Source organism: Pantoea sp. T14 (assembly GCF_036663535.1).
GTDB lineage: Bacteria > Pseudomonadota > Gammaproteobacteria > Enterobacterales > Enterobacteriaceae > Pantoea > Pantoea phytostimulans.
Genome location: NZ_JAWUEB010000008.1, coordinates 1 through 21,192, shown reverse-complemented (window position 1 = coordinate 21,192; position 21,192 = coordinate 1). Strand labels below are relative to the sequence as shown.

Below are 21,192 nucleotides of genomic sequence, written 5' to 3'. Positions count from 1 at the left end.
TAGGGTTTAGCCTGGCTTATCACCTGTACCGGGCTCCTAAGATTGATCTTTGTTGAGTTGCTGAGTAAGCATGGCCACGGAAAAGGGTTAAAGATTATCGGTCATATGCTAGAGGTTCAGGCTAAGCATCTCTTTTTTACCGTGGTCGTCTGTTCTTGATTAGATTTTAATGCCTCAATGATGTGTTCCTGTTGAATATTTTTTATATAAATCATTAACTTAATACTATTTTTATAAAAATCATTTGGTCTACTCCCTGGTAAGTAAGTTTTGCGTAATACATAGGTTTCCATTCGTATGCTCCGCTCAGGCTGGAAAAGCGCAGAGCGCCAACCCTCTAACTTCTGATGCCAACAACGAACGTTGACGATTGGCCCAAACGTTATCAGTCGTATGCTAATTACGGTGTAATAGCCCTGCCCTACCAATGAAAAACACTGCTTAGGTAAGAAACTCTCTGGTCATAATCTGCTGCTGTAACAAAGGACTCGAAATAGGCTTATCTCCCGCAAAAAAAGTTTCCAGTCGTATGCAGAAGTTATCACTTATATGCTTGAGAAGGCTTTAATGAAGGGTGTTAGTAGGGTGGATTATCCTTAAAAAGGGTATCTGGGAAAGTTATCGGTAATATGCTGGTAGTTATCGTTCGCATGCAGAAAGTTATCGGTCGTATGCATATTCCTGTTATTCAGGCGGGGCTATGAAGTATCTGACTGGCGAGGATTGAGAGAAGGTTATCAGTCGTATGCGCGAGGGTTATCAGCCATATGCAATTTCAAAAACATATTGCTAAGCCCTAAGCCACAGCGCTGTGGTCATCTTTTTACATAAAATTTAAATTATAATTATTTAAATTCAATAACTTAAACTGTTTTTTATATGAGATAAAATTGTAATCAGCAACGTTTTCATGCTGTCTGAGGTATGACTGAATCCGCAAAGGTTTCCCGTCGTATGCTCTAACATAAGAGATTACGTTAAAGGTTATCGGTCGTATGCGGGCGTCTGTTTAAAAAGGGACCTGGAACGAGCCGAAAGCCAGCCAAGCACTCATGAGAAATGAAATTATGCTGATGAGCTGATTCATAATCATTTGAATAAGCTCATTATTTTGGAAAGGTTGGCAGTCGTATGCTAACGCTGGTTACTGGTCATTTGCTATCGAGGGTGATCAGGATTTTTGCAATCTCTTCCTCTGTAAAACCTGAATCCTTGAGCTTACTGATTTTAGATATCATTGCCTCATCAAGAATTTGAGGTTCAGCAGCATAGGTATCATTCATTTTTAAGGCTTTATCAGGCACTAAGCTCGGATTTCTCTTTGTGATATTGAAATATACCGATCTCCCGCGCTTAAACTCGCTGTACTCCAGATAATTGATTTCCTTCAATTCAGCCAGGGCTTTACGCACAATATGATTCTGATAAGCAATGCGCGATTTCAGGCGTAATCTTTCCCGAAGGCGTTTCATTGAAACCGGAGCCGGATTTTTCGGTAGGCTCTCAATGAACGTGTAAAGCGCCTGGGCAGATTCTTTACGGGGAAGGTGGTCAATTGCCTTAAGACGGAGATAAACCTTATAGTCCATCTGATAGAGGTCAGTAAGACGAGGATCGCCTTCTATCTCGACTTCATTTTTTGTCATGCTGTAATGCGCGCTGTTTACAAGACCTGTTGTAAGAGAGCCGGTCTCATTACGAAACTGTATCGTCACGCCACGTAAACGCATAAGGGATTCATCTATACGCTTCTTCATGTCTTTGTTAGAGCGCTTCGAATCGAACCCGCAGTTCTGTAGAAACTTTGTGAATGGCAGTTTCAGCTTACCTGCGAAACTGCCATTATCGTAGATGGAACGTATGATCCCTAACCACACCCGAAAGTCAGTGGCCATATCAAGCCGTTCGGAACGAATAGAGATATCCTTGTAGCCTTCCCGCTTAACCACTTCCAGATGGTAAAGATCCTCAAATGCATCCACGGTCGATTTAACCGTGCTTACTGAGGATTTAGATTTTGCATGGTCGGTATTGGGAACAAAAAGCCCAAGGCGCATTAAGGCGACCGGCTGAACCGTTGCGTTAGCCGTAGGATTGAGGTGGACAAGTTCACCCGTCTTTTTATTCACTTCATCAGTCATGCTATCTAAGTCATTGACTTTTTTGGTCATAAACAACTTCCGTTTATCAACAGGTGAATTCTACGCTGCATACGACGGATAACCTTATCAGCATACCAATGGAAATCAAAGAGCATATAACCGATAACCTAAAGCATACGAACAGTAACCAAATGCATACAACTGATAATTTTTTGCATATGACGGATAACCTCAATTGCCATTTAAGCCAGACACAGCAAGGGCTGCAGAGGTGCGGGGATCGTTTAGGCTTTTTTGGATCGATATTAGATCGTATTAAGATCGTATTACTGGATCTATCCTGTTGATAACGGGGATAAGTAAAAAGCAGACTCACAGGAAGGATGCGGGAAGCCGCGGATACGCAATCGATATGTATCAGCACGTCAGAACCTACAACTAATCATTAAAAGATTGAAAGAAGCGTCTGAATGCAGTTTTACTAAAACGTATTTTTTACATTTAGTCCCATGTCACCTGAAAACCGCAGTGATGGAGCTTTCATTCAACGTATCTTGTGCCTTGCAGTCAGTGGGAGCTGGAATGAGGAATTCGTTGCCTGGCTCCAAGGCTCGCTCGATTTACTTCATGTAATCAATCCATACTTAACACACTGTTTTTAGCGCGGGCATGAAGGTTCTGCCTGCTCTTGGTATTAGACAGAGCCGCCAGTTACTCATGGTAGTGTGTTTACTTTCAAATTCTCCGTTTCGCCAGCCCACTACAAACTCTGATGGCGTCTGAAAATCAGTGCTGAATGTGGCCTGCATACGTTATTGTCCTGCCGCCAGTCTTTAATCATTTCCTGATGTGAATGCTGTCGCTGAACCCATTCTGTATTGGCTTACCAGACTGACTTAACCGCAGCGTCAAGGCATGTTTATAAGCCGATTGATCCAGTGTCCGACATGTAAATTCAGGACTCTGATCGGTTCTTATCGTTGCAGGATAACTTAGTGACCGCACGATTCTGAGATGGTGTGATTACGGACGGAAATCGGGGTTTCGGCTTTGCGGAGAATCTGGATGCACTGTTCGTTGTAAAAACGCTTCTTCACGGAGAGGTCCTCATGTTACTGATAAAGACATTACTGACATCGTGAGGTATTAATCAATGGAGAGCACGTCAGAACCTTAGTGCATCTCATTTATTATCTCGAGTATCTGTCTTTAGCTGCAACGTTTAACTGGCAGCTGAATTAAAACGAACTTAGTTTAGTGTCTATTCAAGCCCCCTACCCTTTGCACGTTATCGCGGATAGTTGAATGATTTAAATCTGGAGACAATTTTTGTATCTCTAAAGATTAAAAAAATCCCTGCAGGTTTTCTATGATAAGCTTTTGTTTTAAATCACTTTTTATAATTTATTTCACACTGAAATTCCCAGTTCCTTTTTGCGGAAATCGCTACAGCTAAGGCTCATTTCGACGGCAGAATCGGATGCTGCTGGAGTAGCTTTTTGCTGACCGCTAATAACAGAAAATCAAGAGTGTAATGAAGCAGTGGATGGCTTTTTCAGATAAAGCGAAAACCCGCTAAAAAGCGGGTTTTCCATTTTTGAGGCGGATTTAATTGAACCGTTCCTGCAAACTTTTCAGACGCTGCTGCACCTCTTCATGAGGCTCACCGTTAGCGCATTCTACAATGTACTTACGATGAACCGACAGGCTGTCAGAGGGCCACACTTCGAGAGCGTTAATTGCCATCTGACGGTTTCTGATCACCGGGCTCCGCAGTGCAGCTGCAAGTAAAGGCCATCCCATTTCTGGGAAGCGCTTCATTTCCTGTAATACCGAATCCAGATGACGTTGAGAATTCCATTTCGGGCCCATGCCGCTGCTCAGCGTCGGCCCACTCGCAATCGCCTTAAGATCAAACTGTGCTTCTGCCAGACTGCATACGCGGCTGGCCTGGCCTGCGTCCTCTGTTTGCATCAATTGGTACCAGAGGGTTGACTCAGGATTATCGCGCTGGCGTGCAAACAGAGCAGGGAAGGGATCCTCTTGACGAGCGCGGCACACTTCAATAGCAAGATTGAATGCGTAATCTTCGTCGCCTGCCAGAGCCAGTTTAATCACCTTATCCCAAATCGTTAACGCCAGTACTCCGGCGCTTATTGCCACTAATTGCGAGGAAAGGTCTGTCTCCATTGATTCCTCACTCTGTGCCCACTCCCCGATCCGGCTGGCAGTGAGATAGTGCAGGGGATGAGCGGGCTGATAGGCAATAACATGGTGCAAATAGAGCAGGCAGACCTTAGCACCATCATCGTAAACTGACATACCGGGAACCGGACCTTCGTTTAACAGCGCATAAATCATCTCCGCTGCACCCAACAGAAGGGCATCGTCGTGTTCCGTTGCCAGCGCATCCGCCAGCCCTCCGCGTACCGCACTGTTCACCGCGGTGTACTCGTTCATGACTGAATTGGCGAAGCCCTCGCGCAATAGCCAGTCACAAATCGTTTTATCCATTGTGTCTGGCATACGCTCCATCAGATGAATACGTCCCCAGCCGTTGACACGTAGCGCCATGTCAAACCAGATATCAGCATACTGCTCTGGCTCGACCATAACGCGCAGCGCGACAATACCATACAGCGTAAACTCATCATGGCTTGCCAGCACCTGCAATACTTCAACACTGCGCGGATGTGGAAAGAAGGCCAAAACCGCCATGGCAAACTTTACCGCATTACAATCCGGGCTCTGGGTGCAGAGTAATAACACCAGCTCATTGAGCTTATCCGCTCGCAGATCACGAGAATCTGAGATGGCTTTCAACAGGTCATCAATGTAATGCAGCGGTGAGTCATGATTTATCAGGTCATACAGCCCCTGCATTGCCGTTAAGTCCGGTTTTGCAAGCACCTGTTGCAACGCAGAGAGAATGTCCTCTGCACTTGGGCCTTCACTTCCTACACCGAAGTGATAAATCATCGTGCCTTCAAGCGCACCCGGTGCCCAAAACGCTTCATCTGAATCACCTAACGGCTGGTTCTCTAAAACGCTGTTATCCCATGCCAGTGGTTGTGGCTGATTACAGGCCTGTTCAAGACGTGCATAGATCGATGCCAATTGTGTATCCCACACCAGCGGGAAGGTATGTTGTGTTTTTTTCCCCAGAAACCGGTTAAGCCAGCTGTTCATATCCCTTCCCTGTTATGCGTGATGTCCCAGAACTGTTTCAAACAGCAGTGCGTCCAGCAATGCGTCATCGCGCTTGCCAGGTGACGGGGCAAGTGTTGCTTCAGTTCGTGCCAGCTCAGCTTCGATGAAAGCGTGCAGAATGGGCCGGCGGGGTCCATATTGCGCTTCCCCGGCGCGCTGTTTCGCGGTAAGCAACTCAGCAATTTCCTGCAGCAACGGTCCTTCATGCACTGTTTCCTTCAGCAGTCGATCGAAGCGCATGGGTGGTGCACCTTTACCCGCTTCAATCCAGCGCACGGCTAGCAGAGGGCGCAGGACATAAAAATACTTTTTCAGCCTGACTTCATCACCCTGCAGATAGTGACGAAAATTTTTGTGCGCCATAGACCGGTAGTGCCAGCGCGCGCGCTCCGGTGAAAAGAAACGATCGCTAACTGCATTCACACGAGCCATTACATCGTCGTTCTGCCGGTATATAACAGGTGAATCCAGCCAGTCGATAAGGGTCGGGTTGGCACGCTTCAGAAGACCCAACGCTTTTCGCCACTCCCAGCCGCAGACGTCGAGTTCGGTATCTATCGGTTTTTCGATAACGTCTCGCGGCGATTCAACACGCAAGTACCACTCCGGTTTGTGCACGTAGAGAAAACGCACATCATAATCACTGTCCGGTGACGCAAATCCCCAGCCACGACTGCCTGATTCACAGGCGAACAGCACACGTACGTCGTACTCGGCCTCTATCTGTTGCAGGACGCCGCGAACGCGCTCGCGCATGGTTTCATCAACGCCGTGTAATCCTGTTTTTATATTCATCCTGTTCTCCCTTTTATCCTTTTATCCTTTTACACACACCACCTGACGCAACGTATGAACGATCTCTACCAGTGAGGATTGCGCTGCCATGACGGCATCAATGTCTTTGTAGGCCATAGGTATTTCATCTATCACGTCACGATCTTTACGGCACTCCACATGGGCTGTAGCACGTATTTGATCGTCAAGGGTAAAGCGGTTTTTAGCGGCAGTACGGCTCATGGTGCGTCCTGCGCCGTGGCTACAGGAGCAAAAGCTCTCTTCATTTCCCAGGCCGCGCACGATAAAACTTTTTGCACCCATCGAACCAGGAATGATACCCATCTGTCCCTTTTGCGCGGACACCGCACCCTTACGCGTAACCAGCACCTGCTCATCAAAGTGTTGCTCCTGCTGCACGTAGTTATGATGGCAGTTCACCGCTTCCTGATGCGTGGCAAACGGTTTAGTTATGCAGGCGGACATGGCAGCCAGTACGCGATTCATCATGACCTCGCGGTTGTGATGCGCATAATCCTGTGCCCAACCCACCGCTTCCAGGTAATCCTCATAATGACGACTCCCTTCACTGAAATAGGCGAGGTTACGATCCGGAAGATTAGCGATGTGCTGCTGCATGTCTTTCTGTGCCAGTGCGATGAACAGTGTGCCAATGGCATTACCCACCCCGCGCGAGCCGCTGTGCAGCATTACCCATACCCGGTCAGCCTGATCAAGGCAGATCTCGATAAAGTGATTGCCTGTGCCAAGCGTACCCAGATGCTGATGGTTATTGGTTTTCAGCAGCTGTGGATACCTGTCCGTCAGATGCTTAAACCGGGACGCCAGTTTTGCCCAGTGCGCATCAACGTCGGCTGGCGTGTCGTGCCAGGCACCTTTATCCCGCTTGCTTCGGGTGCTGGTGCGACCATGGGGTACGGCTTGTTCGATGGCGCTGCGCAGTCCCAACAGGTTGTCGGGCAGATCGGCTGCAACCAGTGAGGTGCGCACGGCAATCATGCCACAGCCAATATCTACGCCTACTGCCGCCGGGATGATGGCGCCACGTGTCGGTATTACACTGCCAATTGTTGAGCCTTTGCCCAGATGTACATCGGGCATGACTGCCATATGTTTAAAAATAAAGGGCATGCTGGCCGTGTTAAGCAGCTGCTGTCTGGCTTCAGGCTCTACCGGCACGCCCTGTGTCCACATTTTTATCGGCGCACCCGAGACAGAATTGAGTACTTCAAATTGAGGTTTCATTTTCTTTTTCTTTTGCAGTATCAGTGACTCTATACATAGCGAATAACGTGCCAGAAATTATATTCATGAAAAAATATGAATAAATTACTGATTTTAATGTTTTTTATTTAAATGAGCAGATTTGTCTTGGATAATTTGGAGAGATATTCTTATCTTATTAAATAAGAATTTATCTTAGAGGATAAGGCATGAAGCGACGAGTCGTGATTGGCGTTCTGGGCACTCAACTTGACAGGCGCGGCAAACGTCAGCATCGCTGGACCAAATGGCGTCCCAGCGTGGCGCTGTGCCAGCACGCGGATTTACCCATTGACCGCTTCGAGTTGTTACACCAGCCGGGTGACATCAGTTTGGCGGAACGACTGGCAGAAGATATTGGAGAGGTCTCGCCGCAGACGCAGGTCGTACCGCATGCAGTCAGTCTTGCTGACCCATGGGATTTCGAAGAGGTCTACAGTGCATTTCTTGATTTCGCCAGCCGTTATCACTTCGATACTGAGAACGAAGAGTATCTGGTGCACATCACCACAGGGACTCACGTGGCGCAGATTTGCTGGTTCCTGCTGACAGAAGCGCATTACCTGCCAGCCAGCCTGTTGCAGACCGGACCGGGCCTAAAGGGCGAAGTAACGCCAGAAGGCGTGTACTCGATCATTGATCTGGATTTGAGTCGTTATGCCACATTAACCAGTCGCTTTCAGCATGAGCAGCAGAGCTCAGTTTCATTTCTTAAATCAGGTATTGAAACCCGCAACCCCACGTTTAACGTGCTTATCGAACAAATCGAACGTGTGGCGCAGCGATCAAGTGCACCTATTCTTTTAACGGGACCAACGGGGGCAGGGAAATCTTTTCTGGCAGAGCGTATCTTCCGGTTGCGGCAGTCCCGTCATCAGGTTAAAGGGAAATTTGTGGCAGTAAACTGCGCTACGCTACGTGGCGATAACGCCATGTCGACGCTGTTTGGCCATGTCAAAGGGGCATTTACCGGCGCACTGGCTGCGCGCATGGGATTACTGCGTGAGGCTGATGGCGGCATCCTTTTCCTGGATGAAATCGCAGAGTTAGGGCTCGATGAACAAGCCATGCTGTTGCGTGCGATCGAAGAGAAGCGCTTCTTCCCGTTTGGTGCAGACCGTGAAGTCAGCAGCGATTTCCAGCTGATCGCGGGCACGCATCGGGATATGCGGCAATGGATAAGAGAAGGGCGCTTTCGTGAAGATTTGTACGCACGCATCAATATGTGGACATTCAGCCTGCCGGGCCTTGCCGAACGCCGTGAAGACATTGAACCTAACATCGAGTACGAACTTCAGCGCTTCATGCGCGACCAGCAGAGTCAGGTACGCTTCGATAAGGACGCGCGTGGCCATTACCTGCGTTTTGCGAACTCAGATGACGCCGTCTGGCGTGGCAATTTTCGTGAACTCGGTGCCAGCGTAGCGCGTATGGCAACGCTGGCAGAAAACGGACGCATTACAGTCGCGCTGGTGGATGAAGAGATCATCCGTTTGCAGGCAAACTGGTATACAGAAGAGAAATCTTTGGTGGCATTACCAGTCGATAATGAGATCGATCTGTTTGATCAAAAGCAGCTGGAAACGGTTATTGACGTTTGCCGGCGCTCAGCCTCGCTTTCAGAGGCTGGCCGCAGGCTCTTCGCCATCTCCCGCCAACAGAAAAAACAGCCAAACGATGCGGACCGATTGCGTAAATACCTCATGCGTTTTGATTTAAGCTGGGAGGATATGCAAAAGGGATGACTTAACTGCAGGCAGGGTTGTGTCTGTTCCTGGGAGCGCGACCTCGCTCATTGCCTATGCACTGACGCCCTTTCGCATTGAGTTAATTAACGCCCGAAAAATATTAGCGCATCTCCAACAGGAAAACAGCTCCGCCAGAAGAGGGTGCATAGCCCTGCTTAGCTTGCGGGTCATCGCTGAATCATCTTGCGGGTTAATGCCGTGAAAAATCCAGGCATTCGTTTGCGGGCATAACCCTGCAAACGGTTAAATTTTTATAAAAAAACGAGTAAACCGATCAGGACACCTCACCGCTCTGCCTAAACAATGTGATCTCTCTTGTGCTTTTTTTATCCAACTATCGATTAACTGTGATCAAGGTCCAGTATCAATCGATGCCCACTTGTATGGTAGTAGTCTTGATAATTATGTTATCAGCGTGTTTAATTTTTGCTCTGCTGATTAAATTTTAAACATTACAAGAATAACGACAAAACAGGGCGTGGCCTGGCCAATAGCATCAGGGTAAGGCTGCAGACTATGATGATTTTTCTAAGGCACTGGATATGACACCTCCCTCATCTGAACTGACACAACAACCGACAAAAGAGACCGCTACTGCCGCTGAACACGTTCCACGCAGCGGGCTGTATCGCTTTCTGCCCAGAGCGCACCCTCTCTCCTGGTGGATGCTGGTCATTACGACGCTTGCGATCCTGATGAACTCAATTGACCGGATTATTCTTCCTACTCTGCTTCCGGCAATTATGCAGTCATTTAACCTGACAGAAGTTCAGGCGGGTTGGCTCAATTCACTTAGCTTTGTTGGAACCTTAGCCGGCGCAGTGATTTTCGGTTTGTTCTCAGACTGGTTAGGTGCCGGACATAAGCGCTGTTACAGCTGGTGCGTGACGGTGCTGGTGGAAATTATCTCAGGTGTGGCGACTGCTTTTTGTAAAACGCTGGGAGCGTTTCAGGTGCTGCGTGTCACGATGGGCATGGGAACTGGTGGGTCGGAACCGATTAACGTCGCTCTGCTCGGCGAGTGGTGGCAGAAAGAGAACCGTGGATTTGCTATTGGGGTGCATCACACCGGATTTCCGCTGGGGCAATTTATCGGTCCTATCCTAATCGCCGCTATTCTGGCTTTTGCGACCTGGCGTGAAGCCTTTTTGTTTATTCCGCTGATTGGCTTAGTTATTTTGGTGGCACAACTCATCATTGGCACACGTAAAAATCACCAGAAGGTTAATGACTGGATCGTTGATAACAAGCTGACGCCGCCCGTTACCGAATCCTTGCAGAACACCGTTGAGAAGCGTTCTGTATGGGCTAATGCCGCTTCCTGTTTGAAAAATCGTAACTGCCAAATGGCTATTCTGCTGATTTTTGGTTTTACATGGGCAGAGATGGGGATAGCTAACTTTCTGACGCTGCAACTGACGCGTGAAGTTGGACTCGATCTCTCGACCGCAGCAATCATCTCTGGTGCATCGGGATTGACCGGCTGGATTGGACAGATTCTGTGGGGCAGCTTCTCTGATGTGAAAGGGCGTAAGCGCTCGTTGGGTATCATTATTACGGGCTGGGTTCTGGCAGCGGCGCTGTGCATGTTCATCCATTCCGCTACGCTTGGCTGGGCCATTCTTATCTTTTGGGGCCTGTTTCGCAACTCACCTTATCCCGTGGCTTATGCTTTGCTTATCGACTCATCTCCTCGTGCTGCCGCGTCAAGCATGGGATTAATGATCGGCCTCGCGGTTGGCATCGCCGGTATTCTGGTCGCGCCCGTTAGCGGTTGGATTATCCACAGCTACGGTTTCACCGTGCACTATCTGGTGATTGTCGCGGTGTTACTCCTCTCTTGTATTCCACTTTGGTTCATTAAAGAAACCGTAACGTTAAAAAAGGCCTGATATGACCAGCGATCTGATCACGTTATTACGTCACCATAAACTTATTGAGCTAAACCATCTCTATGAAGAGTTCATGCCCGTTTGGCCAACGCATGGAAAATTCTTCTGCAGCCGTGCCGAAGACTACATTGCTGGTGATGGCAACTATAACTGTCAGCTCAGCCTCGGCGATCATTGCGGTACTCATGTGGATGCGCCTGTTCATTTCATTGAAGGTGGAAAAACGATTGAACAGGTCGATGTGCGCCAGCTCACCGGACGGGGACGCTGCCTGGATATGTCACATCTGGCAGAGAACAGTGACATCACTGTAGAAATGATCCAGTCATGGGAAGCTGATAAAGGGAAAATCATTGCAGGAGATATTGTGATATTTCGAACGGGTTATGATCAGAAGTGGCGCTGTCGTCCAAACCAGGCGCCATTTTTGCAAAACTGGCCGGGTTTGTCAGGCGAAGGTGCACATTATCTGATTGAAAAAGGCGTTACTGTTTTCGGTACAGATGCCATGTCGCTGGACAGATACAGTAATGAAGCACACCCGGCTCATCTTGCCGTTCTCGGCTCTGATTGCCTGATCATTGAGAATCTGGCAAACCTGCAAGCCTTGCCTTCCGAATTTATTTTCATGGCATTGCCGCTCAGGATTAAAGGGGCATCGGCTTCGCCAATCCGGGCAGTGGCGCTGGTGGCGTAAAATGGCACACGCATTTGCCTGAACAGGACGCAATGTTAGAGGCGCAGGATTAATCCGGTTACCGTCTATTTTATTCTCAGCCAGCCTGGCTGTATCAGGCGGGTCGGTAACCGGTATCTACAGGCTGACCGCTTTCAGGGGCTCAGAATATGCTTTTTGCACCCGGCGGCATGATAACGAGCAGTTGTGCCTCACGTAAAATTGATTTTGTGAGCAAATTTAAAAGGATGTTTTCAGACCGGAGCTCTCCGGGTAATGCTTTACTTACTTTCCTCGAAACTTCCGCGAAGAGAATGGGTATACCGAGCTCTGGCTTGAAACCCGGCTTGTTAACCACAGGGCTGTACAGTTTTATAAAAAAAATGGCTACATCCGCATTGAGAATTACGGACCATACATAGGCCGGGAAATGGATGTATGTTTCTCTAATCCATTACAAGACTGATATAAAGCTACTCAACGTAAGCGTACTTCGGCTGAATGCCCCTGTTTGTGCAGCGTGCGCATGTCCGCTCTGTGCCAGGAGCGGACATTTAATTAGGAAGCAGTGAATATCAATGTCAGTTTGCGGTAAAACAGTTATTGAGCCATCGGATCGAAATTAAAGATGATAAAAAGCCCGGATGATTTCCAGGCTTCACCAAACTCATTTTTTAAAAGGTTGAGGTAAAAATCACTCAACGACCACGATGATTTTTCCTACCTGACCATTTGCTTCCATATAACGCTGGGCGTTAGCAATTTCTTCAAGCGGGAACGTTTTATCAATGACCGGCTTCAGTTTGCCCGAGCGTAAACCCTCCGTGACAAAGGCTTTTGCGCGAGTCATTTTTTCAGGATTCATTGTGATTTCAAACAGCTCATATCCACGTAAAGTCAGATGCTTACCGAGAATATCAAATACAGGCACAAGCATGTCACGGCTGTCGAGCGCGCCATACTGGAAGAACATGCCTTGCGGAGCCATTACCTTAGTTAGTTTTGCCACGTCAGGGCCGCCGACGGGATCAAAAACAATATGAGCGCCCGCGCCATCTGTTGCACGACTGATTTCAGCAACCATATCCTGCTCCGCAGTAGCAATGACGGCGGCGGCACCGGCTTTCAGGAGCATTTCGCTTTTTTCAGAGGTACGCGTAAGCGCGATGGGTTTTGCACCCAACATATTAGCTATCTGTATGGCAGCCAAGCCCACGCTGCTTGATGCTGCGCGGATCACCACGTTCTGACCGGCCTGAAGGTTGCCATATTCAACCAGCGCACCATAGGCGGTGACATACATCATCCAGCTTGCAGCAGCTTCCTCGAATGAAAGATTTTCAGGATGCTTCACGACAGCGTGCACCGGTGCATTGACCAGTTCGCCGTACATGCCGTATTCATTAAACATGAATGAAGGTATCACGCTCACCCGGTCTCCACTGGCAAATTCTTCAACGTTCTCACCAACAGCCTGCACGACGCCAGCCGCTTCATAACCAAGACGTGCTGGAAATTCTGGCTCAATGACATACTGGCCGTTGCGGTACATAATTTCTGCACGGTTAAGACCAACCGCATGTACGCGAATCTGTACTTCACCCGCTGCTGGCGCGGGCACCTCTACATCAGTAATTTCCAGTACTTCCGGACCGCCGGTGCGGTTAAAGGTAACAACTTTAGACATGTTCAGCTCTCGTCAGTTAGCGGCATATCTTCATAATAATGCTGAAGACGTACCCAAATTGTTTGAGAGCAATCTACGTTGTTATGGATGCACGAAAAATAGCCGCCATGGAACTTCAGTGTTAATTATCCATTAACAATCCAGCTGTTTCAGCGGAGTTGCATGGCCAGAACATCACTGAACCAGTCGATAAAGACCCGGACTTTTGGAGAAAGGTAGCGCCTGTCCGGATACATCACTGATACGGGCTTTGATACCGAAGGGTATTGTGTCAGAACCTCTTCAAGAGCACCGGAAGCGATATGGGGGGCAAGGGCATCGCAGGTGGCTTGGATAATGCCCAGACCGGCAAGGCCACAGGAGAGCAGAATGTCGGAATTATCTACCAGCACGCTGCTGGTAGGACGCAGCGACACGACGCTCCCGTCCTCAATAAACTTCCATTCCATAACGTCACGACTGTGATCACTAAAAAAGTTAACCGCCTGATGTTGCTTCAAATCTGCCAGTGTCTCTGGCCGACCGTGCTGTTGCAGATAAGACGGAGCTGCGCAGGTGACCATCCTGATATCACCAATGCGCCTGGAGATAAAACTTGAATTCTGAAGCGCGCCCAGTCGAACAAGACAATCTACGCCTTCTGTTATCAAATCAGTTTTTTTATCCGATGAGACCAACACAACTTCAATGCCGGGATGCTGTGCCTGGAAATCTTTGAGGTTTGGAATCAATATGGCATGAGCCAGCGCCAGCGGAACATCCAACCTGAGGCGCCCTCGCGGTGGCAGAGTCGGTGAAAAACTGGCCATCATGTCATTAACTTCGGCCAGAACGTGTCTGGCATGATGATAGAACTCATCCCCTTCAGCTGTAATACTCAGCTTTCGGGTTGTGCGATGAATGAGTTTTACGCCCAGATCGTCTTCTATTTGCTGTATCGCTTTGCTCACAGTTGGACGATGTATTTGAAGAATGTCAGCGGCCTTTGTGAAGCTACCCTGCTCAACAACCTGTATGAAAATATTTAGATATTCAATCATGTTGGAATGCAATTGATCACCTGACTTTTTAAGCCCTTTCAGGCAGGCATTGTAAGTAAAACCATCCCAAAAGTATTAATCCTTTCCAGCCAGATAAGGACTTTCAGGCTCTCACAATGTCCGCTCCTGGCACAAAGCAGACATCAGTATCACTATCCTGATGGCCCCCTCCGGCTCCCCGGCGTTGCCGGGTCGTCAGCCCCACTTCGCTAACCGACAGGACCAGCGGACCGTGAAAAGTTTCGGGAAAAGCATTGCGGCTGGGGTCTGAGGACAAAAAAACGCAAATAATTTGCACTTAACGAGAGGGCCGAATCCTTAAAACAAGCCGCGGCAGGATTAAGCTAATGATCAGTTAATTGTTTTCATTTCTTTCCTTAGCGCGATTAAGCTTGCCATAAGCTGCGGGCGTCATGCCTGTCACCCGGCTGAAAACGCGGCGCATAACATCTGCGCCGGAAAATCCACACTGCATCGCCAGTGTTTTTGCAGGCTGAGCTTTTTGCTCCAGCAGCTGTTTAACTTTCGCGACGCGCTCACGCTCAAGCCACTGACCGGGTGTTATGCCGGCCTCCTGACGGAACAGGCGGCTCAGATGTCTTTCGCTGATATTCATATGTTCTGCCATCTCCGCTACCGTTCTGACCACATCAATATGGGCAATAACCCATCGCTGTAACTCTTGTAATGCCGAGCGCCCGTTAAGCGACAGCCTGTTGCTGCGGACAAAGTGAGCCTGGCTGACCGGGCGGCGAAAAAACATGACAAGCTGAGCCGCAATATCTGCAGCAATCTCTCGTCCCAGGTCTTCTTCAACCAGTCGCAGCGCCAGGTCAAGCCCTGAGGTCACGCCAGCGGCGGTGCGGACCCGACCATCAGTGATACATAACGCATCCGCATCTAACGTAATCGTGGGATAGAGAGCTGCCAGAGCACCGGCGCATGCCCAGTGAGTGGTGACTCGCTTTCCTGCTAGCATGCCGGTGCGTGCAAGCAGCAGTGCGCCACTACAAACAGAGCCGAACCGTTTACTGCGCTCACATAAGCCGGTAAGAGAATCAAGAGTTGCAGCATCCGGAACAAAGCTGTCGATTCCCGGTGCGCCGGCTATCAAAAACGTATGCGGCGTATAGTCTGCCGTCTCAGTAAGCACCATGTCCGCTGCCAGCCTGACGCCTGACGAAGCGTGAACGACGAGTCCGCCCACAGAAATAACCTTAGACGTGTAAACCTGACGCTTAAGAAGGCGGTTCGCTTCTGCAAAAACATCCAGCGGTCCACAGACGTCCAGTAGCTGTACGCCGGGCACCGCCAGAACGGCTATCTCATGGCTCATTGATTTCTCCATGTCGTAAAAAGTCGCAATGTCTTTAAACGTCTTTAAAAGGCACTTTAAGACATAGAGGGTGCGCTATATGCTCAAAAAAGACAACCAACAGGAGACACATCATGAGCTTTGAAATTACGGGTATTCGCATTCCGGACAGCAAAATGGCGCGTGAAGCAACAGAGTTCATTCGTGATACTGAATCAGATCTGCTGTTTAATCATTCCAGCCGGGTTTATTACTGGGGGGCGCTTGCCGGTCAGCAGCGTGGACTCAGCGTAGACAGGGAGTTGTTATACATCGGTTGTATGTTCCATGACATTGGCCTGACCCATGAACATTGCAGCTGCGACAAACGTTTCGAAGTGGATGGCGCTAATGCCGCGCGTGCTTTTCTTGAAGGATATGGAATAGCTCCTGCTGACATTGATAAAGTCTGGACAGCCATTGCGCTGCATACCACGCCAGGTATCCCAGAATTCATGGCACCTGAAATTGCTCTCGTGACCGCCGGGGTGGAAATGGACGTGCTGGGTATCGGCTTTGAGAATTTCACTGAGGCAGAAACCGGTGCGGTGACTGAAATCTATCCGCGTCCTGCGGCGTTCAAAGAGGAAATTATTCAGGCTTTTTATGAGGGTATCAGACACAAACCGCAGACTACTTTTGGAAACGTCAAAGCCGACGTGATCAGAGAGAAAGAGCCGGATTTTTCTCCGCTGAATTTCTGTAATGTCATTCGGCAGTCCCGCTGGCAGGGTTAATTTTAATTAGAAAGTCAGCTTCTGATACTGGTTTTACAAGTGTGAGGCGAAGGACAGACATTACGAATCGGTCGGTTCACAAAGTACTGGTTAACAGGATAAAGGCATAAATGCGGGCACAGGTAACTACTCTGGTACAAAAGGCAGATATCATAACCTGTTGCCTGCGCTTTTTCCCTCCCAGTCGCTGCCTCCTGCTCTTTTCTTATTTACTGATGCTTATCCCCACCATACCGGGGCTTTTACGGTGCTGCCGACGGTTCTGAATAATGCGTTTTACCTGCTGAAGCGACAGCAGATTTATGGCTCCATCCGGCTCCGATACTGGTCGACAGCGACACTCAGCCATCCGTCATAGCCGGTAAGCTCCGCCGGACCGCGAAAAGATGTGTTCCGGGCCTGGCGGCTGGGGTCTGATGGCAACGGTAAAGCACGTTCCTGCTGCTGACTGCGCAGGCTGGCCTCAAATGAGGCCGAAAAAAGGGAAAATGGTCAATGTCCTGAGTCCAAATTAAGTGGTGTTCTCAGTTACGGACGAGGCGAGAGGGCACAGTCTTCTACGAGCGAAAAGCGGACATCAGCTCAGAAATCTCTTTCCTACTCAATAGTCTCTTTAATCGTAGTGAATGCCTCGCTTAGCTGGTTAATTGTGGCTGTGCCAAGAGCGAGGCGAATAGCGCGCGGCACGCTATCTGAGGGGCTGAATGGTTCTGCTGTGGAAACGGAGATGTTTTGCTGCATCAACCGGTGGACAAGTCTGTCAGCCCTTACCTCCTGAGGCAGCAGTAATCAGATAAAGTAATAGCTTAAATTACTTACCCCCTCACTGTTCTCCCGTATTTTTCGAGGATAAATTCAATGCCTTCGCCTCCAGCGGCCGCGCTACTCAGAATCTGAAGTAGCACCCGCCGACTGGCGGTGGGTAAAGTGTACTAGTTACATCATCCGTTAATATTTCCGTTTAACCTTTCGTCCGAGCCGGACCTGAAACCCCATGCCCCTCTCCACGAAAAACCAGCGCCGGCTTGAAGACCAGTTGCCCCCACTGAACAGCCCTCGCCGCCCGGCCCGGAGGGCCGGTAATGGAGTTGTTGATTAATGAATGGTGTAACTACTTGCTTCGGGGTTGCTGTTAGCGGTGTCGCGGGTGCTTTCTTTTGTCTGCGACCGCCTGGCTTCTGTGCGCCTGATAGGTCGCTGCTTCAACGGCGTCTGGCAGGGTATGGTGGGGTTTGCGCGGTAGGTAGGGGAGAGGGCGGCAGCACACTGCTCGCCAGAAAACAGCATCACCGGCATCTGCCAATCGCGGTGAGAATTGGTATCCCAATGACCAGAACAGGCCGAAGCCCACGGCGCTGTGCTGTTACTGCATCAATGGATTCCTGATACGTTGGCCGAGGCAACGAGTATAGCGGACATCAATATGCTGCAGGCTATCACTTACTACCCCTGAGCAGGCGGGATTTGCGGTGTTGAAATCGCCGCGAGTTCTCTCGGTGCTGGCGCAAAAATCATTTATTACCAACAAGCACGAAGAGAAAATGCTTGGCGAACCTGACTTTCAGAAGAATATGGCCCGCGCACTGGCGACCGGCATTAACAGTTACTTCCTCAATGAAATATAAATAATTTGCTGAGTTGAGACCCTTTTGGGACGTTCTTTAGTAAGTTGATTTAAAAAGATGAATACATAAAGGTGCAGAACCGATGCATCCTTGCCTCGTTGATAGGAAGGCAATTCCAGTCGGACACAGTTTTCTACGCCCGTGGCAACCAACGTTAGCCACGGAAGTGAAGGATTTTTGTGCATAAATTATGCTGTTGAGCATAGGGTTCAGATGAAAAAAGAAGAGATTCATCAGCATTTTGATGAAGCGTTGGCCAAACAGGCACATTTATAGGCAAACTATTATGGTTAAAAAAACCACTTCAGAGCAGCGTCGTGAACTCGGTGCTTTCCTTGTAAGCCGGCGCGCACGGCTAAATCCTCAGGACTTTGGCATGCATCAGGGCACTCGCCGCACGCCCGGTTTACGTCGCGAGGAAGTTGCTGTGCTGGCTGGAGTCAGTGTGAGTTGGTATACCTGGCTGGAGCAGGGGAGAGAGATTAAACCTTCGGCAGATGCACTCCAACGTATAGCCAAAGTTCTTAAACTTAACAGAATTGAATCATCCCATCTTTTTGCCCTTTCACCGCGCGAAGAGCCGTTACCACATCCCCTCGAGGATGGAGTGAGTGATGGCCTGAAAAGTTTAGTGCGCGCTATCGATCCCATTCCGTCATATGTGAGAAATGCCCGACTTGATATTCTCGCCTGGAATGATGCTATTGCTGATTTGTTTATCGATTATGGTTCGCTGCAACCTCATGAGCGTAATACGTTGCGACTGCTGTTTCTTTATCGTCCGTATCGCACGCAGATCCTGGATTGGGAGCAGATGGCACGAGGGATGATCTCCGTTTTCCGCGCATCACGCGCCCATGCTCAGGACAAAAAGCCTTTTGACTATCTCATTGAAGAACTCTCTGAAAAAAGCCCGGAATTCAAAGCATGGTGGCAGGATACGGAAGTTAAAGGCATGGGAGAGGGGAGCAAGCGGCTTATGCATCCCACTTCTGGACATATTGAATTTACCTACGTCGCACTCACGCCAGAGGGGAGACCCGACCTCTCTCTGGTGACCTATATTCCTCGACACGTTGCCTATGACTCCCAGTCATAGGATAACAAGATGCCTTCCAGGGATGATTAGACCTGCATAAACTGGATTTTATCGAAGCACACAACGTGCTTCTCTTAAACCGTTTATGAGGCAAAAACTATGTCATCTCAACATGTTACACAGAATACGCTGTCTCTTGATGTCGCGACTTCACGTAATCCTACGACGGACGAGTTGATCGCGACTTATGAATTTCAAACTGCAGATCAAGTAGAAGGCATGCTGGCAGATAATAACGCGGCTTTTCGCCTGTGGCGTGCTACTCCCATGTCGACACGCGTAGAAGCTTATCGTCGTTTATCAGCGATTCTGCGCGAGCGCTCAGAAATTTTGGCAGGGATCATCACTGCTGAAATGGGGAAAACACTAGCAGCAGCCCGCGCAGAAGTTGAGAAGTGTGCAGCTACTATTGATTGGATTGCCAGCAATGGCCCAGCAATCCTCGCAGATGAACCTGTTTCAGTCGAAAATGACGATCAGGTACATGTTTCATATCTGCCGATTGGCTCTATTTTGGCCGTAATGCCCTGGAACTTTCCTTTATGGCAGGTCATTCGCGCTTCGGGCCCGATTATGCTGTCGGGTAACGGTTTTATCCTCAAGCATGCGCCCAATGTTATGGGCTCTGCCTATGCTTTGCAGGATGCTTATGAGAGAGCAGGCTTCCCTAAAGGTTTATTCGCCAATCTTATTGCTGATAACGAAACTGTTGCAGAAGTTATTGAGGATGATCGCATTGCAGCAGTGACATTGACAGGGAGTATGCGGGCGGGGTCTGCCGTATCGGCGATTGCAGGCAAGGCATTGAAAAAAAGCTTGCTTGAGCTAGGTGGCTCAGACGCATTTATTGTGCTAGCTGACGCCAATATTGATTTGGCTGTTACAGCTGCTGTTGAAGCGCGATTCCAAAATGCTGGCCAGGTGTGCTTAGCCGCGAAACGGTTTATTTTGGAAAAACCCATCGCGGAGGAATTCACACAAAAATTCATCGCGGCCGTCAGACTGTTGAAGGTTGGCGATCCGCTGGACCCGCAAAATAGAATCGGGCCAATGGCACGAAAAGATTTGCGTGATGAATTACATAATCAAGTAGAACGAACTCTCGCAGCAGGCGCGACACTACTTCTTGGGGGGAATAAAATCGCGGGCAGTGGCAACTTTTATGAGCCTACCGTATTGGGCGATGTAGGTCCGGGAATGGCTGCATTTGATGAGGAAACCTTCGGTCCTGTTGCCGCTCTCACTATCGCAGATGACGTTGAGCATGCCATTGAGCTGGCAAATACCAGCGATTACGGCTTAGGGGGCAACCTTTGGACCAGCGATGTTTCTCGTGCCCAGCGAATCGCGCGGCGCTTAGAAACAGGAGGCGTATTCATCAACGGATTTTCTGCCACTAATGCACGCATCCCGGTTGGCGGTGTAAAAAAGAGTGGATATGGTCGCGAACTCTCGCACTTTGGCCTGCGTGAATTCACAAATGCTCAGGCAGTTTGGGCAAAGAAAGTCGACTAAGTGGATCATAGACACATGAAAAACGCAGTTGAATAAGTATTAAAATTAACGGCTTAACTCATCGTGACAGGCACCCGCTATGAGAAGGTGCTTGGCACATAAAAGATGAAAAAAGTTTTTTAATTATCTATAGACGACCGGTCTATTAGTTGCTAGCTTATACACATGCCAACGGCGACCGAGTGACATAGCACGACAGCCGTTCCGGTAGAACGAAACAGCACGCAGAGCTGGCCGGAATATTAGGCACGGGTAATAACATTTTTATTTAAGAACTTAATAGACGACCGGTCTAATTAAACTATCAATCTGAAATGCAGGAGAGTAATCATGAAAATTCTTATGGTCTTAACCTCACACGACAAACTGGGTGACACCGGCCGCCAGACCGGCTTTTGGCTGGAAGAGCTGGCCGCACCTTACTACGCCTTTAAAGATGCAGGCGCAGA

The 21,192-nt window shown here is 48.9% G+C and carries 15 protein-coding genes and 4 pseudogenes; 9 read left to right on the top strand and 10 right to left on the bottom strand.

Annotation, left to right across the window (positions count from 1 at the left end; all coding sequences use genetic code 11):
* Positions 1-116 precede the first annotated feature (116 nt).
* The 6 genes and pseudogenes from SC127_RS02245 to SC127_RS02220 all read right to left on the bottom strand — a co-directional run bounded on the left by SC127_RS02245 (position 117) and on the right by SC127_RS02220 (position 7,352).
* Entirely contained in the window at positions 117-293 is a 177-nt protein-coding gene (locus tag SC127_RS02245; protein ID WP_243080054.1) for a hypothetical protein, read from the bottom strand.
* Positions 294-1,151: 858 nt separating this feature from the next.
* The gene (locus tag SC127_RS02240) at positions 1,152-2,171 is read right to left on the bottom strand and encodes a RepB family plasmid replication initiator protein (RefSeq protein WP_332625003.1); all 1,020 of its coding nucleotides are present in this window, start codon (positions 2,169-2,171) and stop codon (positions 1,152-1,154) included.
* A gap of 641 nt (positions 2,172-2,812) precedes the next feature.
* Positions 2,813-3,092: pseudogene (locus SC127_RS02235) on the bottom strand (IS3 family transposase); the annotation flags it as partial.
* A 618-nt stretch (positions 3,093-3,710) separates the two neighbouring features.
* Positions 3,711-5,291: a hypothetical protein gene (locus SC127_RS02230; RefSeq protein ID WP_332625002.1), complete on the bottom strand. Its 1,581-nt coding sequence runs from the start codon at positions 5,289-5,291 to the stop codon at positions 3,711-3,713.
* Between the two features lie 12 nt (positions 5,292-5,303).
* On the bottom strand, positions 5,304-6,107 hold the full coding sequence (locus SC127_RS02225) for a nucleotidyltransferase domain-containing protein (RefSeq protein ID WP_332625000.1): 804 nt from the start codon (positions 6,105-6,107) through the stop codon (positions 5,304-5,306).
* A gap of 21 nt (positions 6,108-6,128) precedes the next feature.
* On the bottom strand, positions 6,129-7,352 hold the full coding sequence (locus SC127_RS02220) for an RtcB family protein (protein ID WP_243080057.1): 1,224 nt from the start codon (positions 7,350-7,352) through the stop codon (positions 6,129-6,131).
* A 188-nt stretch (positions 7,353-7,540) separates the two neighbouring features.
* On the opposite strand from SC127_RS02220, the gene rtcR reads away from it, so the two are divergent.
* The 4 genes and pseudogenes from rtcR to SC127_RS02200 all read left to right on the top strand — a co-directional run.
* Positions 7,541-9,115 (top strand): RNA repair transcriptional activator RtcR, encoded by a 1,575-nt coding sequence (gene rtcR / locus SC127_RS02215; protein WP_332624998.1) that lies wholly within the window; start codon positions 7,541-7,543, stop codon positions 9,113-9,115.
* A gap of 545 nt (positions 9,116-9,660) precedes the next feature.
* Positions 9,661-11,010 carry an MFS transporter gene (locus SC127_RS02210; RefSeq protein WP_243080059.1) on the top strand — a complete coding sequence of 450 codons (1,350 nt, stop codon included), beginning with the start codon at positions 9,661-9,663 and terminating at the stop codon, positions 11,008-11,010.
* 1 nt (position 11,011) lies between these two features.
* On the top strand, positions 11,012-11,707 hold the full coding sequence (locus tag SC127_RS02205) for a cyclase family protein (protein ID WP_243080060.1): 696 nt from the start codon (positions 11,012-11,014) through the stop codon (positions 11,705-11,707).
* Between the two features lie 209 nt (positions 11,708-11,916).
* Positions 11,917-12,152, top strand: a pseudogene (locus tag SC127_RS02200) (GNAT family N-acetyltransferase); the annotation flags it as partial.
* Between the two features lie 228 nt (positions 12,153-12,380).
* Here the strand turns inward: SC127_RS02200 and SC127_RS02195 are convergent.
* The 3 genes from SC127_RS02195 to SC127_RS02185 form a co-directional block, all read right to left on the bottom strand.
* Entirely contained in the window at positions 12,381-13,373 is a 993-nt protein-coding gene (locus tag SC127_RS02195) for a zinc-dependent alcohol dehydrogenase family protein (RefSeq protein ID WP_332624996.1), read from the bottom strand.
* Positions 13,374-13,522: 149 nt separating this feature from the next.
* The gene (locus tag SC127_RS02190) at positions 13,523-14,413 is read right to left on the bottom strand and encodes a LysR family transcriptional regulator (protein WP_243080062.1); all 891 of its coding nucleotides are present in this window, start codon (positions 14,411-14,413) and stop codon (positions 13,523-13,525) included.
* A gap of 355 nt (positions 14,414-14,768) precedes the next feature.
* The gene (locus SC127_RS02185; protein WP_332624993.1) at positions 14,769-15,749 is read right to left on the bottom strand and encodes a GlxA family transcriptional regulator; all 981 of its coding nucleotides are present in this window, start codon (positions 15,747-15,749) and stop codon (positions 14,769-14,771) included.
* A gap of 113 nt (positions 15,750-15,862) precedes the next feature.
* On the opposite strand from SC127_RS02185, the gene SC127_RS02180 reads away from it, so the two are divergent.
* Entirely contained in the window at positions 15,863-16,504 is a 642-nt protein-coding gene (locus SC127_RS02180; RefSeq protein ID WP_332624992.1) for an HD domain-containing protein, read from the top strand.
* Positions 16,505-17,774: 1,270 nt separating this feature from the next.
* On the opposite strand, the pseudogene SC127_RS22540 reads toward SC127_RS02180, so the two are convergent.
* Positions 17,775-17,861, bottom strand: a pseudogene (locus SC127_RS22540) (Tn3 family transposase); the annotation flags it as partial.
* A gap of 64 nt (positions 17,862-17,925) precedes the next feature.
* Between SC127_RS22540 and SC127_RS02175 the strand changes: the two are divergent.
* From SC127_RS02175 to SC127_RS02160, 4 genes and pseudogenes are all read left to right on the top strand, one after another.
* Positions 17,926-18,129 (top strand): N-acetylmuramoyl-L-alanine amidase, encoded by a 204-nt coding sequence (locus SC127_RS02175; protein WP_442955734.1) that lies wholly within the window; start codon positions 17,926-17,928, stop codon positions 18,127-18,129.
* A gap of 286 nt (positions 18,130-18,415) precedes the next feature.
* Positions 18,416-19,228, top strand: a complete 813-nt coding sequence (locus tag SC127_RS02170) for a helix-turn-helix transcriptional regulator (protein WP_332624988.1) — start codon at positions 18,416-18,418, stop codon at positions 19,226-19,228.
* 99 nt (positions 19,229-19,327) lie between these two features.
* Complete coding sequence (locus SC127_RS02165) at positions 19,328-20,743, top strand: NAD-dependent succinate-semialdehyde dehydrogenase (RefSeq protein WP_332624987.1); 1,416 nt, start codon at positions 19,328-19,330, stop codon at positions 20,741-20,743.
* 330 nt (positions 20,744-21,073) lie between these two features.
* Positions 21,074-21,192, top strand: a pseudogene (locus SC127_RS02160) (type 1 glutamine amidotransferase domain-containing protein); the annotation flags it as partial.